Origin of the sequence: Synechococcus sp. RedBA-s (genome assembly GCF_024345495.1) — a bacterium.
GTDB lineage: Bacteria > Cyanobacteriota > Cyanobacteriia > PCC-6307 > Cyanobiaceae > Regnicoccus_A.
On record NZ_JAGQBF010000022.1, the window covers coordinates 30,593 to 49,941 of the forward strand.

The 19,349-nt window shown below is 68.6% G+C and carries 21 protein-coding genes; 5 read left to right on the forward strand and 16 right to left on the reverse strand.

Features of this window, described 5'->3' with window-relative positions; translation table 11 throughout:
- Positions 1-22 precede the first annotated feature (22 nt).
- The 11 genes from KBY67_RS10285 to KBY67_RS10335 all read right to left on the reverse strand — a co-directional run bounded on the left by KBY67_RS10285 (position 23) and on the right by KBY67_RS10335 (position 12,483).
- Entirely contained in the window at positions 23-316 is a 294-nt protein-coding gene (locus tag KBY67_RS10285; protein WP_255110934.1) for a hypothetical protein, read from the reverse strand.
- A gap of 36 nt (positions 317-352) precedes the next feature.
- Entirely contained in the window at positions 353-1,855 is a 1,503-nt protein-coding gene (locus KBY67_RS10290) for a GMC oxidoreductase (protein ID WP_255110935.1), read from the reverse strand.
- On the reverse strand, positions 1,852-2,457 hold the full coding sequence (locus KBY67_RS10295) for a heme-copper oxidase subunit III (protein ID WP_255110936.1): 606 nt from the start codon (positions 2,455-2,457) through the stop codon (positions 1,852-1,854). Before KBY67_RS10295 ends, KBY67_RS10290 begins: the two co-directional genes overlap by 4 nt.
- Before the next feature lie 3 nt (positions 2,458-2,460).
- Entirely contained in the window at positions 2,461-4,152 is a 1,692-nt protein-coding gene (locus tag KBY67_RS10300) for a cbb3-type cytochrome c oxidase subunit I (RefSeq protein ID WP_255110937.1), read from the reverse strand.
- Positions 4,153-4,156: 4 nt separating this feature from the next.
- Positions 4,157-5,080: a cytochrome c oxidase subunit II gene (locus KBY67_RS10305; RefSeq protein ID WP_255110938.1), complete on the reverse strand. Its 924-nt coding sequence runs from the start codon at positions 5,078-5,080 to the stop codon at positions 4,157-4,159.
- Complete coding sequence (locus tag KBY67_RS10310) at positions 5,077-5,652, reverse strand: DUF2231 domain-containing protein (protein ID WP_255110939.1); 576 nt, start codon at positions 5,650-5,652, stop codon at positions 5,077-5,079. Before KBY67_RS10310 ends, KBY67_RS10305 begins: the two co-directional genes overlap by 4 nt.
- Entirely contained in the window at positions 5,652-6,149 is a 498-nt protein-coding gene (locus KBY67_RS10315; RefSeq protein ID WP_255110940.1) for a DUF2231 domain-containing protein, read from the reverse strand. Before KBY67_RS10315 ends, KBY67_RS10310 begins: the two co-directional genes overlap by 1 nt.
- 91 nt (positions 6,150-6,240) lie before the next feature.
- Complete coding sequence (locus tag KBY67_RS10320; protein ID WP_255110941.1) at positions 6,241-6,384, reverse strand: hypothetical protein; 144 nt, start codon at positions 6,382-6,384, stop codon at positions 6,241-6,243.
- Positions 6,385-6,416: 32 nt separating this feature from the next.
- Positions 6,417-8,243, reverse strand: coding sequence for a gamma-glutamyltransferase (gene ggt, locus KBY67_RS10325; RefSeq protein ID WP_255110942.1), 1,827 nt, complete (start codon positions 8,241-8,243; stop codon positions 6,417-6,419).
- Positions 8,230-11,982 (reverse strand): hydantoinase B/oxoprolinase family protein, encoded by a 3,753-nt coding sequence (locus KBY67_RS10330; protein ID WP_255110943.1) that lies wholly within the window; start codon positions 11,980-11,982, stop codon positions 8,230-8,232. Before KBY67_RS10330 ends, ggt begins: the two co-directional genes overlap by 14 nt.
- Before the next feature lie 9 nt (positions 11,983-11,991).
- Positions 11,992-12,483, reverse strand: a complete 492-nt coding sequence (locus KBY67_RS10335; RefSeq protein ID WP_255110944.1) for a YajQ family cyclic di-GMP-binding protein — start codon at positions 12,481-12,483, stop codon at positions 11,992-11,994.
- A 67-nt stretch (positions 12,484-12,550) separates the two neighbouring features.
- On the opposite strand from KBY67_RS10335, the gene KBY67_RS10340 reads away from it, so the two are divergent.
- Complete coding sequence (locus KBY67_RS10340; protein WP_255110945.1) at positions 12,551-12,982, forward strand: MAPEG family protein; 432 nt, start codon at positions 12,551-12,553, stop codon at positions 12,980-12,982.
- Positions 12,983-13,007: 25 nt separating this feature from the next.
- On the opposite strand, the gene KBY67_RS10345 is transcribed toward KBY67_RS10340, so the two are convergent.
- On the reverse strand, positions 13,008-13,916 hold the full coding sequence (locus tag KBY67_RS10345; protein WP_255110946.1) for an SPFH domain-containing protein: 909 nt from the start codon (positions 13,914-13,916) through the stop codon (positions 13,008-13,010).
- A gap of 104 nt (positions 13,917-14,020) precedes the next feature.
- On the opposite strand from KBY67_RS10345, the gene KBY67_RS10350 reads away from it, so the two are divergent.
- Positions 14,021-14,470, forward strand: a complete 450-nt coding sequence (locus KBY67_RS10350) for an NfeD family protein (RefSeq protein ID WP_255110947.1) — start codon at positions 14,021-14,023, stop codon at positions 14,468-14,470.
- On the opposite strand, the gene KBY67_RS10355 is transcribed toward KBY67_RS10350, so the two are convergent.
- From KBY67_RS10355 to ebsA, 3 genes are read right to left on the reverse strand one after another with little or no spacing between them, the layout of a single operon-like run.
- Complete coding sequence (locus KBY67_RS10355) at positions 14,448-14,960, reverse strand: DNA-protecting protein DprA (protein ID WP_255110948.1); 513 nt, start codon at positions 14,958-14,960, stop codon at positions 14,448-14,450. The two genes, KBY67_RS10350 and KBY67_RS10355, sit on opposite strands and share 23 nt — an antisense overlap.
- A gap of 55 nt (positions 14,961-15,015) precedes the next feature.
- A complete protein-coding gene (locus tag KBY67_RS10360) occupies positions 15,016-16,113 on the reverse strand; it encodes a phosphotransacetylase family protein (protein WP_255110949.1) in 1,098 nt (365 codons plus the stop codon).
- Positions 16,114-16,148: 35 nt separating this feature from the next.
- Entirely contained in the window at positions 16,149-16,589 is a 441-nt protein-coding gene (ebsA, locus tag KBY67_RS10365; protein ID WP_255110950.1) for a type IV pilus biogenesis protein EbsA, read from the reverse strand.
- A gap of 133 nt (positions 16,590-16,722) precedes the next feature.
- Here ebsA and KBY67_RS10370 point away from each other — a divergent pair, with 133 nt between their 5' ends.
- Positions 16,723-17,511, forward strand: a complete 789-nt coding sequence (locus KBY67_RS10370; RefSeq protein WP_399214289.1) for an SDR family NAD(P)-dependent oxidoreductase — start codon at positions 16,723-16,725, stop codon at positions 17,509-17,511.
- 2 nt (positions 17,512-17,513) lie between these two features.
- Here KBY67_RS10370 and map read toward each other — a convergent pair whose 3' ends face one another.
- Entirely contained in the window at positions 17,514-18,389 is an 876-nt protein-coding gene (map, locus tag KBY67_RS10375; protein WP_255110951.1) for a type I methionyl aminopeptidase, read from the reverse strand.
- A gap of 62 nt (positions 18,390-18,451) precedes the next feature.
- Here map and KBY67_RS10380 point away from each other — a divergent pair, with 62 nt between their 5' ends.
- Both KBY67_RS10380 and rplS read left to right on the forward strand, forming a co-directional pair.
- Positions 18,452-18,775: a peptidase gene (locus KBY67_RS10380; RefSeq protein ID WP_255110952.1), complete on the forward strand. Its 324-nt coding sequence runs from the start codon at positions 18,452-18,454 to the stop codon at positions 18,773-18,775.
- 102 nt (positions 18,776-18,877) lie between these two features.
- The gene (gene rplS, locus KBY67_RS10385; protein ID WP_399214292.1) at positions 18,878-19,333 is read left to right on the forward strand and encodes a 50S ribosomal protein L19; all 456 of its coding nucleotides are present in this window, start codon (positions 18,878-18,880) and stop codon (positions 19,331-19,333) included.
- The last annotated feature ends 16 nt before the right edge of the window (positions 19,334-19,349 follow it).

Below are 19,349 nucleotides of genomic sequence, written 5' to 3' on the forward strand. Positions count from 1 at the left end.
TACCGAGGCGTGCTGCCGCGGCTCAGGCTTCGGGGCTGAGGGTTTCCAGCTGGCGGCGCACGTCTTCGATCGCCCGATTCAGTTCGTTCACCTTGTGCTGCAGCTCGCGCTTGAGCAGGGGCCGCCGCTCGCCGTCGTCGCTGTCGCGGGAGCCCCCCTGCAGGCGCGAAAGGGTGAGGGTGCGGCGCTGACGCTGGGCCAGGCGGCGGCTCTCGGCCTCTGCCAGCAGCCACCAGGCCAGACCGGCAGCACCGATCACCGCTCCGGCGATGGCACTGGCCAGGATGGGACTGGCGGTGAATCCGCGTTCGGCCATGGGTGTTCGATCCTCCAGATCCCTGATGGGGGAAGCTTAGAACCGCTCCGCCACCCGCAGGGCATTGGCGATCACGGTGAGGCCGGGCGAGACGATCGGGCAGCTGGGGAAGACGCTGGCATCGGCGATGGTCAGATTGGCCAGGCCGTGGACACGGCCGTCGCGGTCGACCACGGAGGTGGCTGGATCATCGCCCATGCGGCAGGTGCCGCAGGCGTGGCCGATCACCGCCAGGGGCGCCTCGCCGCGGGGATAGAAGGGGGCTGGGCGCACTTCGGGGGTGAGCGGATCGGCATCCACGGCCTTGAGCACCGAGAGCCAGCGGTAAACGAGCCGGTCGTGGGCTTCGAGGTTGTTGGCCAGATATTGGATGCTCAGCCGCTCACCGCGAAGCTCGATACGGTTCTCGGGGTCGGGCAGCACCGGACTCATGGCCCACCAGCAGATCGAGCGCACCGCCAGCTGCTGCAGGGCGGTGTTGGGCAGCAGCCGCGTCACCAGGGAGAGCACCGGCGGTGACTCGGCGAACTGGGCGTCCTGCAACACCCCGCCACCGGTTTCGATGTGGCCGAGCGGAAAGCTGACGTTCTGATCGCCCCAGAGGTAATCGTTGACGCCGAGGCTGCGGGGGAAGCGGCCGCTGTGGGGTTCGCGGGCCAGCTGCAGGATCGCCGTGAGCTGGGGCTTCATCAGGTGGCGGCCCACCTGGTTGCTGCCATTGGCCAGGCCGTGGGGGTGGAGTGAGCTGCGGGAGCGCAGCAGCAGGGCCGGAGTGTTCACCGCACCGGCGGCCAACACCACCTGATCGCCCCGGAACAGCCAGCTCTGACCATCGATCTCGGCTTGCACCCCCTTCACCTCGCGGCCACTGGGATCCACATGCAGCCGGGTGACGCGGGCGTTGCTGATCAGGCGGGTGCCGGGATGCTCCAGGGCCGGCTGCACCCCGAACAGTTCCGCGTCACCACTGGGATCCTCCGGCTGCTCCGACCAGCTCAGCGGCAGGTCGTAGGGATGGCGGCCCTGGCGCTGCAGGCCCTGGCGCAGCGGCTCGAAGATCGGATCCAGCGGCAGCGGCTCATAGGGATAGGGGCCGCTGCGCGGCGGCTGCTGCGGGTCCGTGCCGGCACGGCCATGGACGCGGTAAAGGGCCTCGGCACGGTCGTACCAGGGGGCGAGCTCGTCGTAGCTGAGCGGCCAGGCGGGGGCGACACCCTCCTGCAGGGGCAAGCCTTCGAACTCCCGCGGCCACATGCGCTCCAACACCCCGCCCCAGATCTTGGTGTTGCCGCCCAGGGCGTAAATCGTCTGGGGGGAGAAGGGATCGCCATCGGGGCCGAACCAGTCGTCGCCAGGGTGATAGCGGTCTTTTCGGAACAGATCGACGCTGGCCACGTTCTGATCGGCCAGGTCCATGACCCCGCCGCGCTCCAGCAGCAGCACCGAGCGCCCCTTGGCAGCCAGCGCTCCGGCCAGGCTGCCTCCGGCGGCGCCGGAGCCGATCACGATCACATCGTGGTGCTGGTCGTCGAGGATCATGACCAGGCGTAGAGGAGAAGGAAAAGCATCACCCAGATCACATCCACAAAGTGCCAGAACAGGGAGGTGGCGATCACCCCCTGCTCACCAGCGGCGTAGTTGGCCGGGCGGAAGGAGCGCTGCAGCATCAGCGCCATCAGCAGGATGCCGCTGAGCACATGCAGGCCGTGGAAGCCGGTGAGCAGGTAGAAGCAACTGCCGAAACTGCCGCTGGTGATCCCGAAAGGCAGCGAACGCCATTCGATCGCCTGGCCATAGAGGAACACCGCCCCCATTGCCATGCTCAGCAGCCAGAAGGCGCGGAAGCCCCAGAGCTGGCCCCTGGAGAGGCAGCGCTCAGCCAGGGCCACCGTGCCGCTGCTGGAGACCAGCACCAGCGTGTAGAGCAGGGGGCTGCGCCACTCCAGCCCCTCCACCCCTGGCGGCAGCCACTGCAGGGCCGAGAGCTTCAGCACCGCATAGCCCGTGAAGAACGCCAGAAAGATGACGCTCTCAGAGCAGAGAAAGATGATGAAGCCGGTGAGGCTGTGGTTGGCGTGAGCCGCTTGATGACCCTGGCCCTGGGGGGTCGGGGGGGCATCGAGTGGAGGGCTGATGGTCATGGCTCAGGCCTGCAGAAGGGCGCGCTCGATTTCATCCTGGTGCTCCACCAGCGGCCGGCCGGTGCCATAGCCGTAGGGGCCGCTGATCACCGTGGGCACGTGTTCCTCGAAGTTTTCAGCCGGCGGTGGTGAGGGCAGCAGCCACTCCAGGCCGATGGCATTCCAGGGATTGGCCGGTGATTTCGGCCCCCGTACCCAGGAGCTCACCAGGTTGAGCAGAAAGGGAATGATCGAGACCCCCAGGAGGAAGGCACCGAGGCTGGCGATCACATTCCAGAAGGCGAATTCCGGGTCGTAGGACGACACCCGGCGGGGCATGCCCATCAGGCCGAGGGGATGCATCGGGAAGAAGTTGAGGTTGGTGCCCACAAAGGTGAGCAGGAAATGAAGTTTGCCCAGACCCTCATAATACATGTGTCCGGTGAATTTAGGGAACCAGTGATAGATGGCGGCGTAGACACCCATGGTGGCCGCACCATAGATCACGTAGTGGAAATGGCCTACCACGAAATAGGTGTTGTTGACGTGGATATCCACAGGCACCGTGGCCAGCATGATGCCGGTGACGCCTGCGAACACAAAATTGAACAGGCCACCGAGGGCGAACAGCATCGCCGTGTTTAGGCGTAACTTCCCTCCCCACAGCGTCGCCAGCCAGGCGAACACCTTTATGCCGGTGGGCACCGCGATCAGCATGGTGGTGACCATGAAGACATCGCGCATCCACTGGGGAACGCCGCTGGGGAACATGTGGTGCACCCAGACGATCAGGCTCAGCCCCACGATCACCAGGGAAGCCCCGGCCACGAAGGGATAGCCGAATAGGGGCTTGCGCGCGTACACCGGAAACAGCTCGGAGAACACCCCGAACACCGGCAGGATGATCACATACACGGCGGGGTGGGAATAGAACCAGAAGAAGTGCTGATAGAGGACCGGATCACCGCCGCCCTCAGGCCGGTAAAAGGAGGTGCCCACCGCCAGGTCGAACAGCAGCATCACGGCACCACCGGTGAGGGCAGGGAGGCCGATCAGCTGAATCGTCTGGGCCGAGAGGGCCGTCCAGCAGAAAATCGGCATGCGGCCCAGGGTCATGCCAGGGGCGCGCATGCGCAGGATTGTTGTCACGAAGTTGACGGCACCCATGATCGAGGAGATGCCCGAGAGCGCCACCGCCAGGATCCAGAGGGCTTCGCCGTTGATCAGGTGCCCGAGTGGATTCTGCAGGCTCACCGGCGGGTACGACCACCAGCCGGATGAGGCCGGCCCTCCCGGCACCAGGAAACTGGCCATCAGGATCACCCCAAACACCGGCACCATCCAGAAGGCGGCGGCATTGAGTTTGGGGAAGGCCATGTCGGGGGCGCCGATCATGCAGGGGATCAGGAGGTTGTTGAGCCCGTTGAGCACCGGAAAGATGAACAGGAAGAGCATGATCGTCCCGTGCATCGTGTAGAGGCCGTTGTACACGGTGCGATCCACCAGATCCGCCTCCGGTGTGATCAGCTCACCGCGCATGATCATCGCCAGCAGACCGCCCACCAGCAGAAACAAGAGGGCAGTGACGATGTACTGGATGCCGATCACCTTGGCGTCGGTGTTGAAGCTGAAGAAGCGCTTCCAGTTGTCCGGGGCACCGGGCACCGGATGGGGCGCCTTGAGGATGCGTGAGTCAACGCCGGCGGTGGAGGTCATGGGATCAGCCGTCGTGGGGAAGGGTGTTGGAGCCGGGCACATTCACCAGCGGCGGCGGGGCGGGGGCGATGGTGGCGTAGCCGCTGCCGCGCTCGCCGCTGAGCTGCTGGGCGTATTCGCGTGAGGCCTCGCTGAGGCCGGGCTGCAGCGGCAGCCGGGAGGCGCGCCGCAGCCAGTCCTGGTAGGCCTCCTCGCTCTCCACCACCACATCGGCCTGGTTGGCGGCGAACCAGGTGCCGCTGTATTCCGAGTCGCGCAGGCGGTAGCGGCCTTCGCGGGTGGGGGTGATGAAGAGGGTGATCGAGCGGCCTGGGATCACCTGCTGCTTGAGCCGAAAGGCCGGCACATAGAAACCGTGGATCACGTCTTTGCTCTCCAGCTGCAGGCCGAGGCGGCGATCGATGGGCATGTGCAGCTCCGTGGAAGACACCCCGGCCACCGGGTAGCGGAACTCCCACGACCACTGGCGGGCGATCACCTGCACCTCACCCCCTGGCACGGAGGCGCCGGCGGCGGAGCTGGCTGGGGCATGGGAGTGGTCCATGGGGCCGATAAGACCGATCTCGCGGTTCACCTGGATCGTGTAGGCGGCAATGCCCATCACCAGCACCAGGGGGATCACGGTCCAGATGATCTCCAGGGTGGTGTTGCCCTCGATCGGCTCCGCATCGCTGATGTCGTACTTCTCAGCGCGGTTGAACAGCATCACCCAGACCATCACCGAGACCACCCCCACGAACACGAAGGTGGCAACGGCCGTTTCGAATCCGAAGAGGCCATCCACCAGCGGAGCCGCCGACGAGGCCGACACCGGCAACCAGCGGGGCACCTGGGCCCCCATCCAAAGGCTGAGCAGGGTGAGCAGCACCAGCCAGAGGGCCAGGCCGATCAGTCGGGGCCAAAAAAAGCGCTGCGGGGTGGAGGTCATGGCAGGGCCTCGCGCAGGCTGGCACCTTCGCCCAGCAGCTGGCTGGCCGTGACATGCACGCCGAACTCCACCCCCAGCTGGGCGCCGAGGGTGCCGTGCCAGGCCATCAACGCAAACACCAACAGCCCCACCAGCAGGTAGCTCCACTGCACCTGGCGACCCATCTCGCGGCGCCAGCGGAAGCGCTGAAAGCCACGCCAGACGGTCATCAGCACGATCGCGAAGAGCAGGGCCACGCCCACGGCCCCATGCCAGAGCATGGTGGCGGTGCTGCCCATGGCGAAGCTGCTGGTGATCCCGGGAAGCGGATCAGCCAGCTGCATCTCCACAAAACCCGCCGCCACGGTGAAGAAGCTGATCAGGCAGCAGGCCAGCAGGTTGTACCAACCCACATCGTGCAGACCGGAGCGGGTCACCGGCAGGGCCAGGAAGCGGAACAGCCGCCTCTCGAAGGGAAAGAGCGCTCCGGCGATATCGAAGGCGATGGCGATCACGAACAGGCCGATCGTGAGATGGACCAGGTTCGGGTGGATCGGCAGCCGGTAGGGCAGATCATTGGCTCCGAGCTCCATCACACCAGCCCCGCGCGCATCGCCTCCACCACCTTGACGGTGTGGAGGCCATAGACCCAGATCAGCTGGTTGCCGAGCAGCACCTGCACCACCACCAGGGCGCTAAGCAGGCTGCCCGCCCCGAGAAAGGCCAGGGGCAGCTGCAGCGGGTCTCGGCTGCGGATCACGTAGCGCCAGGCGGTGAGCACCGAGAGCACCCCGGCCAGCACCCAGCCGAGGGTGCTGTGCAGGTTGAGGATCTCGCGGGAGGCGCCGTAGGGATTGGCCAGCCCCGCCTCCACCTGGCCGAAGATGATCGCAATGAAGATCGCCACCGTGGCAAAGAGCAGATTCCAGAAGCTCACCTCATAGAGCGAGGGCTTGCCCGCTAGGCGACCGATCACGTCGAAGACGAACGCGATCAGGGCCATCGCGATCACGAAATGAACCACGATCGGGTGAATCGTGTCGATCCAGGGAAGGTTGCGGTCGTTGAGGGGTGGAAGAAGCTCGAGCATGGGCGCTCGCCCGTCCTGCCAATGGATCCAGCTTCGGAGGCCCGGTGGAGCTGGGGTGGCCGCGGTCAGGGAATGAGGTTCTGAGCGGCTTTCAGCTGCGGCGATTGACCAGCCAGACGGCCCCCAGCAGGGCCGCCAGCACCAGGCTGATCTCAATCAGACCGCCGCTCCACATCCACTCCGCATGGGTGAATTCAGCCAACAGCACGGCCTTGGGGACAGAAGGCAGGGGCACGACGGGGCATGGGCGCGGGGATGCCCCCAGTTTCACTCGCCCGCCAGGGCCGCCTCCGCCCGCCGCGGGTCCACCGCCCCCAGGGTTCCGCCGCCGGGGAGGGCTTCGAGCGAGTGGGCCGCCCCCATGGCCGGAGCCAGCCGCCAGCGGTGGCCCATCGCCACCAGCAGCTGGAGGGTGTCGAGGCTGAAGCCCTGCTCTACAGCCAGCTCATCCGGCCAGTGCTGGCTGTGAATCCGGCTGGCGGCCACCGCCGAGGCCAGGTTGAGACCGTGCTCCAGGCGATTGAGCAACACTTGCAGCACCGTGGTGATGATCCGGCTGCCGCCGGGGCTGCCGCTGGCCAGCAGCGGTCCGCCGGCGGGGGTGAGCACCAGGGTGGGCGCCATCGAGCTCAGCGGTTGCTTGCCCGCTGCGATCGCATTGGCCTTTCCCTGCACCAGGCCGAAGGCGTTGGCGGCCCCCGGAAGGGCCGTGAAATCGTCCATCTCGTTGTTGAGCAGGAAGCCGGCCCCCGGCACGCTCACACCGTTGCCATAGGGGAAGTTGAGGGTGGTGGTGGTGGCCACCATCGTGCCGTCGCGGTCGATCACCGAGAGGTGGGTGGTGTTGGGGCTTTCGGCGGCGCGGGCCCCGGGGGGGGCATCGAGTTCCCGCGCCGGCCGGTGGCGCCCGGCCTGGATCGTGCGGCGCAGCTCATCGGCATAGCCCTGGCTCAGCAACCGCTCCAGGGGCATGGCCACAAAGCGTGGATCGCCCAGCCAGCGGTTGCGGTCGCGGAAGGCCAGGTTCATCGCCTCAGCCATCGGATGCAGGGCGGCGGCGCTGTTGAGGCCCAGGGCCGCCAGATCAAAGCCCTCCAGGATGTTGAGCAGCTGGATCAGGCTGACACCGCCGGAGCTGGGCGGGGGCATGGCGATCACGGGATGGCCACGCCAGTCCCCCAGCAGGGGCGGCTGAAGCCGGGCCCGGTAGCCGCTCAGATCGTCAGCGCTGATCAGGCCTCCCCTGCGGCGCATCAGGGCCACCAGCGCCTCGGCCACCGGCCCCTGGTAGAAGCCCTGCTCGCCCTGGGCGGCGATGCGGCGCAGGGTGGCGGCCAGCTCGGGCTGACGCAGGCGCTCGCCCGGCCGGTAGGGACGCCCACCGGGGCGCAGGAACAGCCGCGTTGATTCGGGATCAGCCCGCAACAGGGGGGCCGCGGCCTCGAGGGAATCGGCCAGGGCCTTGCTCACCACCACCCCCTGCTCCGCCAGGCGGATCGAGGGGGCGATCACCCGAGCGAGGCTCAGTCGGCCGTAGTGGCGGTGGGCCAGCAGCAGCCCCGCCACCGTGCCGGGCACCCCGCTGCTGAGCAGGCTGCGGGTGGCCTTGCGGCGATCCACCGCCCCGGAGGCATCCAGCAGCAGATCGGGCCCGGCCGCCAGGGGAGCGCTCTCGCGGAAGTTGACCGTGACGGCCCGGCCCTGACCCACCCGCCGCTCCTGGGGCCCCAGCGGCCGCCCCCGACTGAGCCGCTCCGGCTGCCAGAGCACCAGGAAACCGCCGCCACCGAGGTTCCCCGCCTGGGGATGGCTGACCGCCAGGGCGAAGGAGGTGGCCACCGCCGCATCGACGGCATTGCCCCCATCCCGCAGCACATCACGGCCGGCCCGGGAGGCCTCCAGCTCCTGGCTGGCCACCATCCCCCCCGCCGACCACTGCGGCTGGAAGCGCTGGCTGGCCTCCTGGAGCACATTGGCCGCCGCTGAGAGCGGCAGGAGTGTGAACGCGGTGAAGGACGCCAATGCCAGCAGGGGCCCTTCAGCCACCATCAGCCGCCTGAGCCGCCGGCGCCGGCGGCGTTCAGAGGCCGCCATAGCCTCCGCCTCCAGGGGTTTCGATCAGGAGCACATCTCCGGCGGCCAGCTCCAGCTGCGCCGATCCGCCCAGTTCAAGTTCGCGGCCATCGCGGTGGATCAGCCGATTGCGGCCCAAGGCGCCCGCGCTACCGCCGGCCAGCCCGAAGGGAGCCACCTGGCGGGAACTGGAGAGGAGGGAGGCGGTCATCGGCTCCAGGGCGCGGATCCGCCGCACCACCCCATCCCCGCCCCGCCAGCGGCCCGCGCCGCCGCTGCCGCGCCGTAGAGCAAACTCCTCTAGCCGCACCGGAAAGCGCTGCTCGAGGATTTCGGGGTCGGTGAGGCGGGAGTTGGTCATGTGGCTCTGCACCGCCGAAGCACCGGCAAAACCCCGGCCATCGAGGCCGCGGCCAGCGCCGCAGCCGCCGCAGATCGTCTCGTAGTACTGATAGTGCTCGTTGCCGAAGCTGAGGTTGTTCATGGTGCCCTGGGCGGCGGCCATCACCCCGAGGGCGGCGAAGAGGGCATTGGCGATCGCCTGTGACGTTTCCACATTGCCGGCCACCACCGCGGCCGTGGGGCCGGGGCGCAGCAGGCAGCCCAGTGGCACCACCAGCTCCAGCGGCCGGAAACAGCCGGCATTGAGCGGCACCGACTCCCCCACCAGGCAGCGGAATACGTAGAGCACCACCGCCCGGGTGATCGCCAGGGGGGCATTGCGGTTGCCGGGGTCCTGGGGGGAGGTGCCGCTGAAATCGATCAGCGCCCGGCGGGAGGCCCGATCGATGCTCACCGCCACCTGGATGCGCAGGCCGCCATCGAGGGGAAGGCTGAAGGCGCCCGGCTCGAGCCGATCGATCACCCGCCGCACCGCTTCGGCGCCGTTGTCCTGCACATGGGCCATGAAGGCGCTCAGCCGTTGGACGCCCTCCCGCCGGCCCAGCTCCAGCAGCAGCTGGGCCCCCAGCTGATTGGCCGCCAGCTGGGCCTGAAGGTCGGCCAGCAGCTGCTCCGGATTGCGCACGGGATGGGGACCGGCCTCCAGCCGCCGCCTCCAGTCGTCGGCCAGCAGCACGCCATCGCGCAGCAGGGGCACGTTGTCGAGCAGGAGGCCCTCCTCGGCCAGGCAGCGGCTGAAGGGGGGCATCGAGCCAGGAGTGATGCCGCCCACATCGGCATGGTGACCGCGGCAGGCCACGAACCCATCAGGTTGGGGCGCCGGCCCGGAGCTGTCCGTTGGATCCGCTCCCTCGCGGGGCACGAACATCGGGGTGATCAAGGTGAGGTCGGGGAGGTGGGTGCCGCCGTTGGCGGGGTCGTTGGAGACGATCGCGTCGCCGGGCCTCAGGGCTGGGCGCTCCCCCCGGCGCACCGCCGCCAGCAGGCCGGCCACGCTGGCCCCCATCGAGCCCAGGTGCACGGGGATGTGGGGGGCGTTGGCCACCAGCTCCCCCGCTTGATCGAAGAGGGCACAGGAGAAATCGAGACGCTCGCGGATGTTCACCGAGCGGGCGCTCTGCTGCAGGCGCACCCCCATCTGCTCGGCGATGGCGCTGAAGCGGTGGTTGAACAGCTCCAGGCTCACCGGATCCACGGTGGTCCCCTGCTGCGCTGATGGCTCAGCTGGCTGCAGCCCAGCTGAGCCATGACTGAGCAGCAGGCAGCCATCGGCCTGACACTCCGCCCTCCAGCCCGGGGGCAGCCAGATGGTGCCGGTGGCCTCCACCAGCAGCGCTGGGCCGTCAAGCCGCTGGTCCGTCGCCAGCTGCTCGCGGCGGAGCAGTGGACCGGATCGCCAGGCGCCGTCGCAGTGGAGCGGGATCAGTCGTTGCTCGCCAGCTGCAGCGGCTCCATCCAGCCGGCGTACTACGCCGATCTCAGCGGCGGCAGCCTCAACCTCGCCGGCATCGGCAGCCGCCACCACCTCCACCAGCAGCCACTCCACCAGGAGCTCGGCGTTGTCGGGGCTGTGGCCGAAGCGACGGTGATGGTCTCGCTCGAACTGGCTCCGCAGGGCCCCGGCCTCCTGCAGCTCCAGGGGCAGGCTGAGCTCGCTGGCCGCCAGCCGCACGCCCACACTCACCTCGGCGCGGGCCTCGGCGCCCAGGTCCCGCTGACCCCGCTCCAGCAGGGCAGAGGCCTGGCGTTGCAACTGCTCCACCAGCTGCTGATCCAGGGGACGACGCACCGGCTCCTCCAGCAACAGGCGCTGGTCGGCCAGGCCGATGCCGTAGGCCGAGAACACCCCCGCCAGGGGGTGGAGCAGCACCCGGGCCATGCCAAGCCGCTCAGCCAGGGCACAGGCGTGCTGGCCGCCGGCCCCGCCGAAGCAAACGAGGGTGGCGCCACGCAGATCGTGGCCGCGCTGGATCGAGATGCGCCGGATCGCCTCCGCCATCCGCTCAATGGCAATGGCCAGGGCCCCTTCCGCGAGGGCCTCCGGCGTGGTGGAGGCCCCACTGGCCTGGGACACCTGCTGTGCCAGCTGCTGGAAGCCCTGCCGCACCACCAGAGGATCGGGGCCCTGATCTCGATCGGGGCCAAAGACCGCCGGAAACGCCTCGGGCTGGAGGCGGCCCAGCAGCAGGTTGGCGTCGGTGATCGTGAGTGGGCCGCCGCGCCGGTAGCAGGCCGGGCCGGGATCGGCCCCTGCGGAGGCGGGCCCCACCTGCAGCCGCTGGCCATCGAAGTGCACAAGCGACCCCCCGCCGGCCGCCACGGTATGGATCGGCAGCATCTCCGCCTGCAGGGTGAGGCCGGCGATCTCGGTGTCGTGGCGGCGCCCCCAGCCCGGGGCCGGACCGCCGGCCTCCCCATGGAACACATCGGTGGAGGTGCCGCCCATGTCGAAGCCCACGATCGGTGTGCCCCTCCCCCCCGCCAGGCGCACGGCCGCCACCATGCCGCCGGCCGGCCCGGAGAGGATCGTGTCCTTGGCCTTGAGCAGCTCCGGGGCCACCAGGCCGCCGCTCGACTGCATCACCCGCAGGCGGCAGTGGGGCCCGAGCTCGGCGATCAGCTGATCCAGATAGGCCTTCAGGGCCGGTGCCACGGTGGCCTCCACCACAGCCGTCTGGGCCCGGGGCACCAGCCGCGGCCGCCGGCCCAGCTGGTGGGAGAGCACCACCTGATCAAACCCGAACGGCGCCAGCCACTGGCCCAACTGACATTCGTGGCGGGGATGGCGAGCGCTGTGCAGCAGGGCCACCGCGCAACTACTGAAACCATCGCGGCGGGCCTGGTGCAGAGCCTGCTCCAGCGCCCCGTCGAGCCGCAGCGGCGTGAGCTCACAGCCATCGGCCGCCAGGCGCCCCTCCACCTCCAGCACCCGCCGGTAGCGCGGGGCCGGCCGCTCCACCTGCAGGGCAAACAGATCAGGCCGGTGCTGGTCGCCGATCCAGGCGGCATCGGCAAAGCCGCAGCTGATCAACAGCAGGGTGGGGGCACCGCGATCCTCCAGCAGGGCATTGGTGGCCACGGTGGTGCCGATGCGCACCTCCCGCACCGCGCCGGCGGGAATGGGCTGAGCGGGCCCCAGCCCCAGCAGCTCACGCATGGCCGCCACCGCGGGATCACCAGGCAGACCAGCAGGCAAATCACCGGAGCGCCCGGGCTGCTGCGAGAGCACCTTGCGGACCACGAGTTGGCCGCTGGGGGAGCGGCCCACCAGATCGGTGAAGGTGCCGCCCCGATCGATCCAGAAGCTCCAGCCTGGCTGGGGGCCCGGCTGGGGAGTCTCGCTCTGCGCTGCGCTCACCCAGAGGCCTCAGCGGTAGTTCTCGAACTGCAGTGGCACCTCGGGATCTTCGGCGCGCAGCAGCTGGATCACCTGCTGCAGGTCGTCCTTGTTCTTGCCGGTGATGCGCAGGCTCTCGCCCTGGATCGCCACGGTGACCTTCTTGATCTGATCGCGCACGGTCTTGCTGAGCGACTTGGCCAGCTCCTGGCTGAGACCCTTGCGCAGCTTGATCACCTGCTGGAGGCGGTTGCCGCCCACGGGCTCGGGGGTCTGGAAGTCGAAGATCTTGAGCGAGAGCTGGCGTTTGGTGGCCTTCTGGCGCAGCACGTCGGTCACCGCGTCGAGGGTCATGTCGCTGGCGGTGGTGATGGTGAGGCTCGCGTCATCCAGCTCGATCTCGGTCTTGGAGTCCTTGAGGTCGTAGCGCTGGCCCACCTCGCGCCGCACCTGATCGATGGCATTTACCAGCTCCTGCCGGTCGAAATCGGAGACCACGTCGAAGGAGTAGGTGTCGGCCATGGGCAGCGGCTGCGCTCGGATCAGGTCCAATCCTAGAAAAGGGGCACCGCCCCGCTCTGCCCAGCCGATGCCCACCCTGCTGATCGCCGCCGCGCCCGCCCTGGCCTGGTCCCTGCTGCTCTCGGGGGCGGTGGTGATTCTCAGCCTGGTGCCCCTGGGGGCCGGACGCGCCAACGCCAACTTCACGCCCGAGGATCTGGCGGCGCCGCGGGCGATGTTCGAGCGGCTGCCGGCCTGGGGGCAGCGGGCCAGCTGGGCGCACCAGAACAGTTTCGAAGCCTTCACCCTGCACGCCCCGGCCTGCCTGCTCTGCCTGCAGGCCGGGGCCGCCGGCCCGCTGCTGACGGCGGCGGCCCTGCTGCAACCGCTGCTGAGGCTGATTTACATCGGCGCCTACGTGGCCAACCAGCCGCTGCTGCGCTCCCTCTGCTGGGCGGTGAGCCTGTCCTGCACGGCCGTGCTTTACATGGAGGGCCTCAAGGCCGTGCTGGCGAGCTGAGATTCCGGCAACGGCGGCAGAGCGCTCAGCCCTTCTGCAGCCCGCGCAGGGCCGCCAGCAGGGCCGCTGGGCTCTGGGGATCCACCATCAACACGCTGCCGCCGGGGGCCTTGCCCAGCTCCTCGCCCATGGCCATCCAGTCTTGGGCCAGCAGCAGGCGCAGGGCCTCGGAACCCGACGGGCTGGCATCGATCAGGCGGGCCAGTTCAGCTGCCGCCCGGCCCCGAGCCACGGCCAGCATCTCCTGCTGCTTGGCCTGAGCTTCGGCATCGAGCAACAGCGCCTCCTGCTGGGCCTTGGCATCAAGCACCAGGGCCTCGGCGCGGCCTTTGGCCGCATTCACCTCCGACTCCCGCAGGCCTTCCGAGCGCAGTACGGCCGCCCGCTTCTCCCGCTCGGCCGTCATCTGCTGCTCCATCGCCTGCTGGACGCCTTGGGAGGGCATGATGTCGCGCAACTCGACGCGGGTCACCTTCACGCCCCAGGGATCGGTGGCCTGGTCGAGCTCCCTCAGGAGCGTCTCGTTGACGTCCTGACGGGTGGTGAAGGTCTGATCGAGGTCGAGCTTGCCCATCTCAGCGCGGATCTGGGTGAGCACCAGATTCACCATCGCCGCCTGCAGATCATCCACGGAGTAATGGGCCTTGGCGTGCTCCAGCAGCTGCCAGTACACCACCGCATCAACGGTGATCGAGACGTTGTCGCGGGTGATGCACTGCTGGGGTGGGATGTCGAGCACCCGCTCCTTCATCGACTGATTGCTGACCACCCGCTCCAGGCCCGGCAACACGAAGGAGAGACCCGGCTTCAGCTCGCGGTCGTAGCGGCCCAGGCGCTCCACCAGCAGGGAACGGCCACCGCTGGTGACCTTCACGCCGCTGGCGCCGAGCACGGCCAGCAGCACCAGGGCGGGGATGGAGAGCAGACCTTCCATGGCAGCAGGCGCCGCAAGGCACGCAAGGGAACAGCGGCCCAGCCAGAGCCAGGATCACCCTAGGGAGGCCACCGCCGCAGACTGGAAGGAACCGCACGGCCTTGATGCATCCCCTGATCTGGCTGGCCGGTGGCGGGGTGTTGCTGCTGCTGGAGCTGCTCTTCCCCAGTGTCGATGGCTTCCTGATCGGCGGGGTGGCGGCGCTGCTGCTCTCGGCCGTCACCGCCCTGCTGCCCCTGGCGGCGGCCCTGCAGCTGATCCTGTTCTGCCTGCTCTTCCTGGGGGGCTACGGCGGCCTGCGGCGCTGGTCGCTGCGGGGACGGCCCACACCCGATGCCCTCAGTGAACCCGGCGGCGAGCGGGCCGAGGTGATCCAGGCCTTCGACGAGCGCGGCCGGGGGCGGGTGCGCTGGCAGGGCCAGAGCTGGGCGGCCGAACTGCTGGAGCCCGGCAACGGGCCGGGGCCCAAGGCCGGGGAGGAGGTGACCGTGCTGGGACGGGAAGGCACCCGCCTGCAGGTGCTCGCCGCCCTCAGTCGAAGAACATCAGGCTGACCACCTTGTTCATGTCCTCGGCGGTGCGGCAGCTGGAAAGCAGGGTCTCGCTGTCATGGAAGGCGTAGCAGATCAGTTGGTCGCAGCGGCCGATGATCTCCTGGTTGCAGAGGCTGCTGGCCATCGGCAGGGGCAGCTCATCGTGCTCGGGCTTCTCCACCAGGTGCAGCACCCGCTCCATCAGCTCGCGCGAGTCACTCGACTGCCGCTCCAGGCTCTGGGGCAGCAGCACCGTGAGCCGGGCCGGATCAACACTGAGCACACCGCGGATCACCGCCGCGTTGACCCCCTGGGAGCCGGAGGTGATCAGATTGTGACCCTCCTGGGCCAGGGAGCGGGCCACCAGTTCCACCAGGTGGATCGACACGGCCGGCACGTGGCGGCTGCCGAGGATGGCGATGCGACGCTTGCCGCGATCCTGCAGCAGAGCCAGCTCCTGGGCGAGCGTGTCAATCCGGTCGAGGGCCGGCAGATCAAGGAACCGGGTCACCTCGTGTATGCATCCGATGGGGGGAAACTAGCAGCGCCCTTGCGGGGCACTGGCTTCAAGCCTTGACCACCAGTCCAAGGCGCTCGAAGAGGCGATCGAAGCGGCAGTGCTCCTCCACCAGGCGGATGGCGTAACTGGCCTTGACCGTCTCGTGCAGGCGCACGTGGCCGAAGGCACGCTCGATCACCTCCACCGTGGTCAGGGTGTCCTGCTCCACCTTCAGGATCGGCACCTCCAGCTCCTCGGCGCGGCTGATCAGCTGGGGCAGGGGCTCGCCGGCGCCCGTGAGGATCAGGCACTGGGTGGAGGCCTCCAGGGCCGCCAGCTGGATGTCGGTGCGGTCAGCACCGGTGACCACGGCCATGTTGCGGCGACGGCGGAAGAACTCCATGGCGGAGTTCACGTTCATCGCGCCGATCGAGAGGGTTTCCACCAGCAGATCCAACCGCTCGGCGCAGCAGAGCACCCGGGCTTCAAGGCGGTCCACCAGTTCTTCAACGGTGACGCTGCGCAGCAGCGGGCTGCGGGGCAGGACACCGAACACCGGCAGTCCCAACTGCTCCAGGGCCGGCACCACGTCCGCCAGCAGGCGGTCCACATCGTCGGGATCAACGGCGTTGAGCACCACCCCGGCCAGCTGGTCCTGCAGCAGGTTGCGGGCCGCCAGCAGCTGATCGACGCTGCGGCTGTCCTCCCAGAGGTGGACCAGCACCACCGGAGCCTCCAGCCCACGGGCCAGCTGGGGCAGGCTGAGGCCATAGAGCAGGCCCTCGCTGAGGGTGCCAGTGCCCTCCAGCAGGGTGAGGCCATCGGGGTAGGCCGCCAGCTGCTCCCGCAGGCGGGTGAAGCCCTCACCGGGCTCCAGGTTGCCGCTCAGCAGCCGCTCCTGGGCCGTGGAGGCCTCCAGCAGATGCAGGGAGGGCAGCAGGTGCTCCTCCGGCAGGCCGAGGATGTTGCCAACGAAGCGCACGTCATCGTCGAGGCGGCCCTGGGAGGGGCTCTCCCCCTCGCGGGCTGGCCGCACGCTGATGGCCAGGGGCTTGCCGTAACGCACGGGAAGACCCTGCTTAGCCAGGGTCCGGGTGAGGCCGAGCACCAGGGCTGACTTGCCGCTGAAGGGATCACAGGATCCGATCAGCAAGGTGCTGCTCATGGCATGGCCTCTGGGCTGGGCACTGGGCCGTCAATCTATCCGCCGGGGGAGGCGATGCTCCGGTTGGAAGCCTGGGGAGACTCCCCCAGCAGCAGCCAGCGCCAGAAGGTCTCGGGCAGATCGCGCCGGGGATCGTTGAAGTCGTGGGGCGCCTGATGCTCCAGCAGATCCATCAACCAGCGCACCAACTCATGGGTGGGCAGATCGAACGGATAGAGCAGCTCGGCGGCGGCCGGAAAGCGGAGTTCACAGTGGCTGATCTCCTGGGGAGCAAGCCCCGCCTGCCAGGTCAGGCGGAACGGATGCTCCCCTTCCGGCCGCAGGCGCCGCACCCCCTCGAACTCGCCGATGGCCAGCAGGTCGAGGGCCTGAATCAACCAGGCTTCCCGCAGCACCCCGTCGCAGTAGGGGGCATAGAGGGCCACCTGAGCGGGGTCATGGCTGGGGGTGGCACCAAAAAAGGACAACAGGCCCAAGGCAGGCAGTCGGTGATGGGGAGGCAGCGCAGCTGGGGCTGGCCGGGGGTGGCTGGAACCTGGCCATGGGGCCATGACCTGGGCCAGTCGCGGATGATTCCAACCGAAAGAATGCCCGATCCCGGACAGCGCCGTGTCAGGTCAACACACACCAACCCCAGCAACGGCGTCCGCTTCGCGGCCAGCCCCGCGGCCAGCCCTGTTGCCCCTGCGGGGAAGAACCATCGCGGTGACTGGGGCCAGTGGGGCCCTGGGCACAGCCCTGCTGCGCGCCCTGCATGGCCAGGGGGCCCAGCTGATCGCCCTGAGCACCGCCTCTGAGCCGGTGGCCCTGAGCGACGGGGAGGGCCAGACGATCCCCCTGCGCGGCCTGAGCTGGTGCTGCGGCCAGGAGCAGGCGCTGGAGGCCTGCCTGGGGGAGGTGGACATTCTCGTGATCAACCACGGGGTGAACGTCTACGGCGATCGCAGCGCGGCGGCGATCGAGCGCAGCCTGGAGGTGAACGCCCTCAGCGCCTGGCGCCTGCTGGAGCTGTTCCTGCGCCTGCCGGAGCGGCCCGCCGGCAGCCCCTGCCGGGAGGTGTGGGTGAACACCTCGGAGGCGGAGCTGCTGCCGGCCCTCAGCCCGCTCTATGAGATCAGCAAACGGCTGCTGGGCCAGCTGCTCAGCCTGCGGGCCCTCGACCGCCAGGGCGAGAATCCCTGCCGGATCCGGCGGCTGGTGCTGGGGCCGTTTCGCTCCGCCCTCAACCCCTACGGCGTGATGGGCGCGGGCTTCGTGGCCGGCCAGGTGATCGCCCAGGCCCGCAGGGGCTTCGGCTTGATCATCGTCACGCCTAATCCGATCACGCTGGTGCTGGTGCCAGTGCAGATGGGCCTGAGGCACCTCTATGGACGCCTGTTCAGCCGGGCCGCCAGCTGAGCTCAGAAGTCACGGTCGGTGAGGATCTCGCAGCCGTCGGAGGTGACCACGATCGTGTGCTCCCACTGGGCGGAGAGCGCTCCATCCACCGTCACCACCGTCCAGCGGTCGCGCAGGGTGCGGCACTCCTTGCTGCCGGCATTGAGGATCGGCTCCACCGCCAGGGTCATGCCGGCGCGGAGCTTGAGGTTGGGCAGGTCGTCGGTGCGGAAGTTGAACACCGACGGCTCCTCGTGCAGGTTGCGACCGACGCCATGGCCGGTGTAGTCCTCCACCACGCTGTAGCCGTGGGCTTCCACGTGGTCCTGCACGGCGCCGGCGATGTCGAGCAGGGTGTTGCCGGCCTTGATCTTGCTCAGTCCCTGCATCAGTGATTCCTGGGCCACGCGGCTGAGGCGGGTGGCGTCTTCGGAGCACTCGCCCACGCAGATGCTGACGCAACTGTCGCCGTGGTAGCCCTCGAAGTAGGCGCCGGTGTCGATCTTGACCAGATCACCGGCCTTGATCACCTGCTTGGCGCTGGGGATGCCGTGCACCACCTGGTTGTTGATGCTCGAGCAGATGCTGGCCGGAAAGCCGTGATAGCCCTTGAAGCTGGGGGTGGCGCCCATGGCGCGGATGCGCTCTTCAGCGTGGCGATCGAGATCGGCGGTGCTCAGGCCCGGGGCCGCCATTTCCATGATTTCGCGCAGCACCGTGGCCACGATGCGGCTGGCCTTGCGCATCACCTCGATCTCACGGGCCGATTTGATCTCCACCCCGCGCCGACCCTTCTGGATGCGCGGACCGGCGCTGGTGGTGGCCGACTGGGCCTTCGGAGCCGCGCTGGCGGCCGCCCGGCCCGGGGTGCCCGCCAGCAGATCAGCAAAAAGATTCATGGAACAGGGCCCGGGCAATCCAGGCTTCAAGCTATCAACTTTCCTGATCGAGGCTGTCGACCATGCAGCTGCTGGCCCGGCTGCGCCGCTGGCATGCCCTGATCGGGCCGCTGGTGGTGCTGCCGCTGTTGATCACGGTCTGCAGCGGCATGGGCTACCGCCTGCTGCGCGACTGGGGCGGCCTCAGCCGCGACCAGGTGCATGGGCTAATGGTGCTGCACGAGGGCGAGTGGCTCGGGCCCGTGGGTGAAACCATCTATGTGGCCCTCAATGGCCTGGGGCTGCTGTGGATGCTGATCACCGGCACGGGCCTGGCGCTGCAGGGCTGGAGTCGGCAGCGGCGGCGGCAGGAGCCCAAGCAGGGCGCTGGGGAGGGGGGAACATGAGCCGTTACAGTGGTTGTTTGGTCGGGCAATCCCATTTCTGGGCTGGTCACGGACAAGACAGACAGCGCCGAACTGATGGCGGAACCGACAGACGACCTCAACATGGAAGAAACGAGCGTGGATGAGACCGGCACTGCCGAGACCTCGGCCCCAACGGCTGTGGCGGAGAAGCCCGCTGGGTCCTCGGCTCGCACCGGCAAGCTCAGCGCCCAGGAGCTGATCCGGGCCTTCGAGGCCGAGCAGCTCAAGAGCGATCTGCCCGAGATCTACGTGGGCGACACCGTGCGCGTGGGCGTGCGCATCAGCGAGGGCAACAAGGAGCGCATCCAGCCCTACGAGGGTGTGGTGATCGCCAAGCGCCACGGCGGCATGAATGAAACCATCACCGTGCGCCGGATCTTCCAGGGCGTGGGAGTGGAGCGGGTGTTTCTGCTGCACAGCCCCCAGGTGGCCGCGATCAAGGTGGAGCGTCGCGGTAAAGTAAGGCGTGCAAAGCTCTTCTACCTACGCGACCGTGTGGGGAAAGCTACCCGCGTGAAGCAACGCTTCGATCGCTGAAGCTTCACTGCTTATT

Bases quoted from the DNA above. Each gene is read 5' to 3' on its own strand.
- KBY67_RS10340 (WP_255110945.1), top strand. From the start codon at position 12,551: ATGCCCACCCTGCTGATCGCCGCCGCGCCCGCCCTGGCCTGGTCCCTG.
- KBY67_RS10300 (WP_255110937.1), bottom strand. From the start codon at position 4,152: ATGACCTCCACCGCCGGCGTTGACTCACGCATCCTCAAGGCGCCCCAT.
- KBY67_RS10310 (WP_255110939.1), bottom strand. From the start codon at position 5,652: ATGGAGCTCGGAGCCAATGATCTGCCCTACCGGCTGCCGATCCACCCG.
- KBY67_RS10305 (WP_255110938.1), bottom strand. From the start codon at position 5,080: ATGACCTCCACCCCGCAGCGCTTTTTTTGGCCCCGACTGATCGGCCTG.
- KBY67_RS10285 (WP_255110934.1), bottom strand. From the start codon at position 316: ATGGCCGAACGCGGATTCACCGCCAGTCCCATCCTGGCCAGTGCCATC.
- rplS (WP_399214292.1), top strand. From the start codon at position 18,878: ATGGAAGAAACGAGCGTGGATGAGACCGGCACTGCCGAGACCTCGGCC.
- KBY67_RS10315 (WP_255110940.1), bottom strand. From the start codon at position 6,149: ATGCTCGAGCTTCTTCCACCCCTCAACGACCGCAACCTTCCCTGGATC.
- KBY67_RS10350 (WP_255110947.1), top strand. From the start codon at position 14,021: ATGCATCCCCTGATCTGGCTGGCCGGTGGCGGGGTGTTGCTGCTGCTG.
- map (WP_255110951.1), bottom strand. From the start codon at position 18,389: ATGAATCTTTTTGCTGATCTGCTGGCGGGCACCCCGGGCCGGGCGGCC.
- KBY67_RS10295 (WP_255110936.1), bottom strand. From the start codon at position 2,457: ATGACCATCAGCCCTCCACTCGATGCCCCCCCGACCCCCCAGGGCCAG.
- KBY67_RS10380 (WP_255110952.1), top strand. From the start codon at position 18,452: ATGCAGCTGCTGGCCCGGCTGCGCCGCTGGCATGCCCTGATCGGGCCG.
- KBY67_RS10360 (WP_255110949.1), bottom strand. From the start codon at position 16,113: ATGAGCAGCACCTTGCTGATCGGATCCTGTGATCCCTTCAGCGGCAAG.
- KBY67_RS10345 (WP_255110946.1), bottom strand. From the start codon at position 13,916: ATGGAAGGTCTGCTCTCCATCCCCGCCCTGGTGCTGCTGGCCGTGCTC.
- KBY67_RS10290 (WP_255110935.1), bottom strand. From the start codon at position 1,855: ATGATCCTCGACGACCAGCACCACGATGTGATCGTGATCGGCTCCGGC.
- ggt (WP_255110942.1), bottom strand. From the start codon at position 8,243: ATGGCGGCCTCTGAACGCCGCCGGCGCCGGCGGCTCAGGCGGCTGATG.
- KBY67_RS10335 (WP_255110944.1), bottom strand. From the start codon at position 12,483: ATGGCCGACACCTACTCCTTCGACGTGGTCTCCGATTTCGACCGGCAG.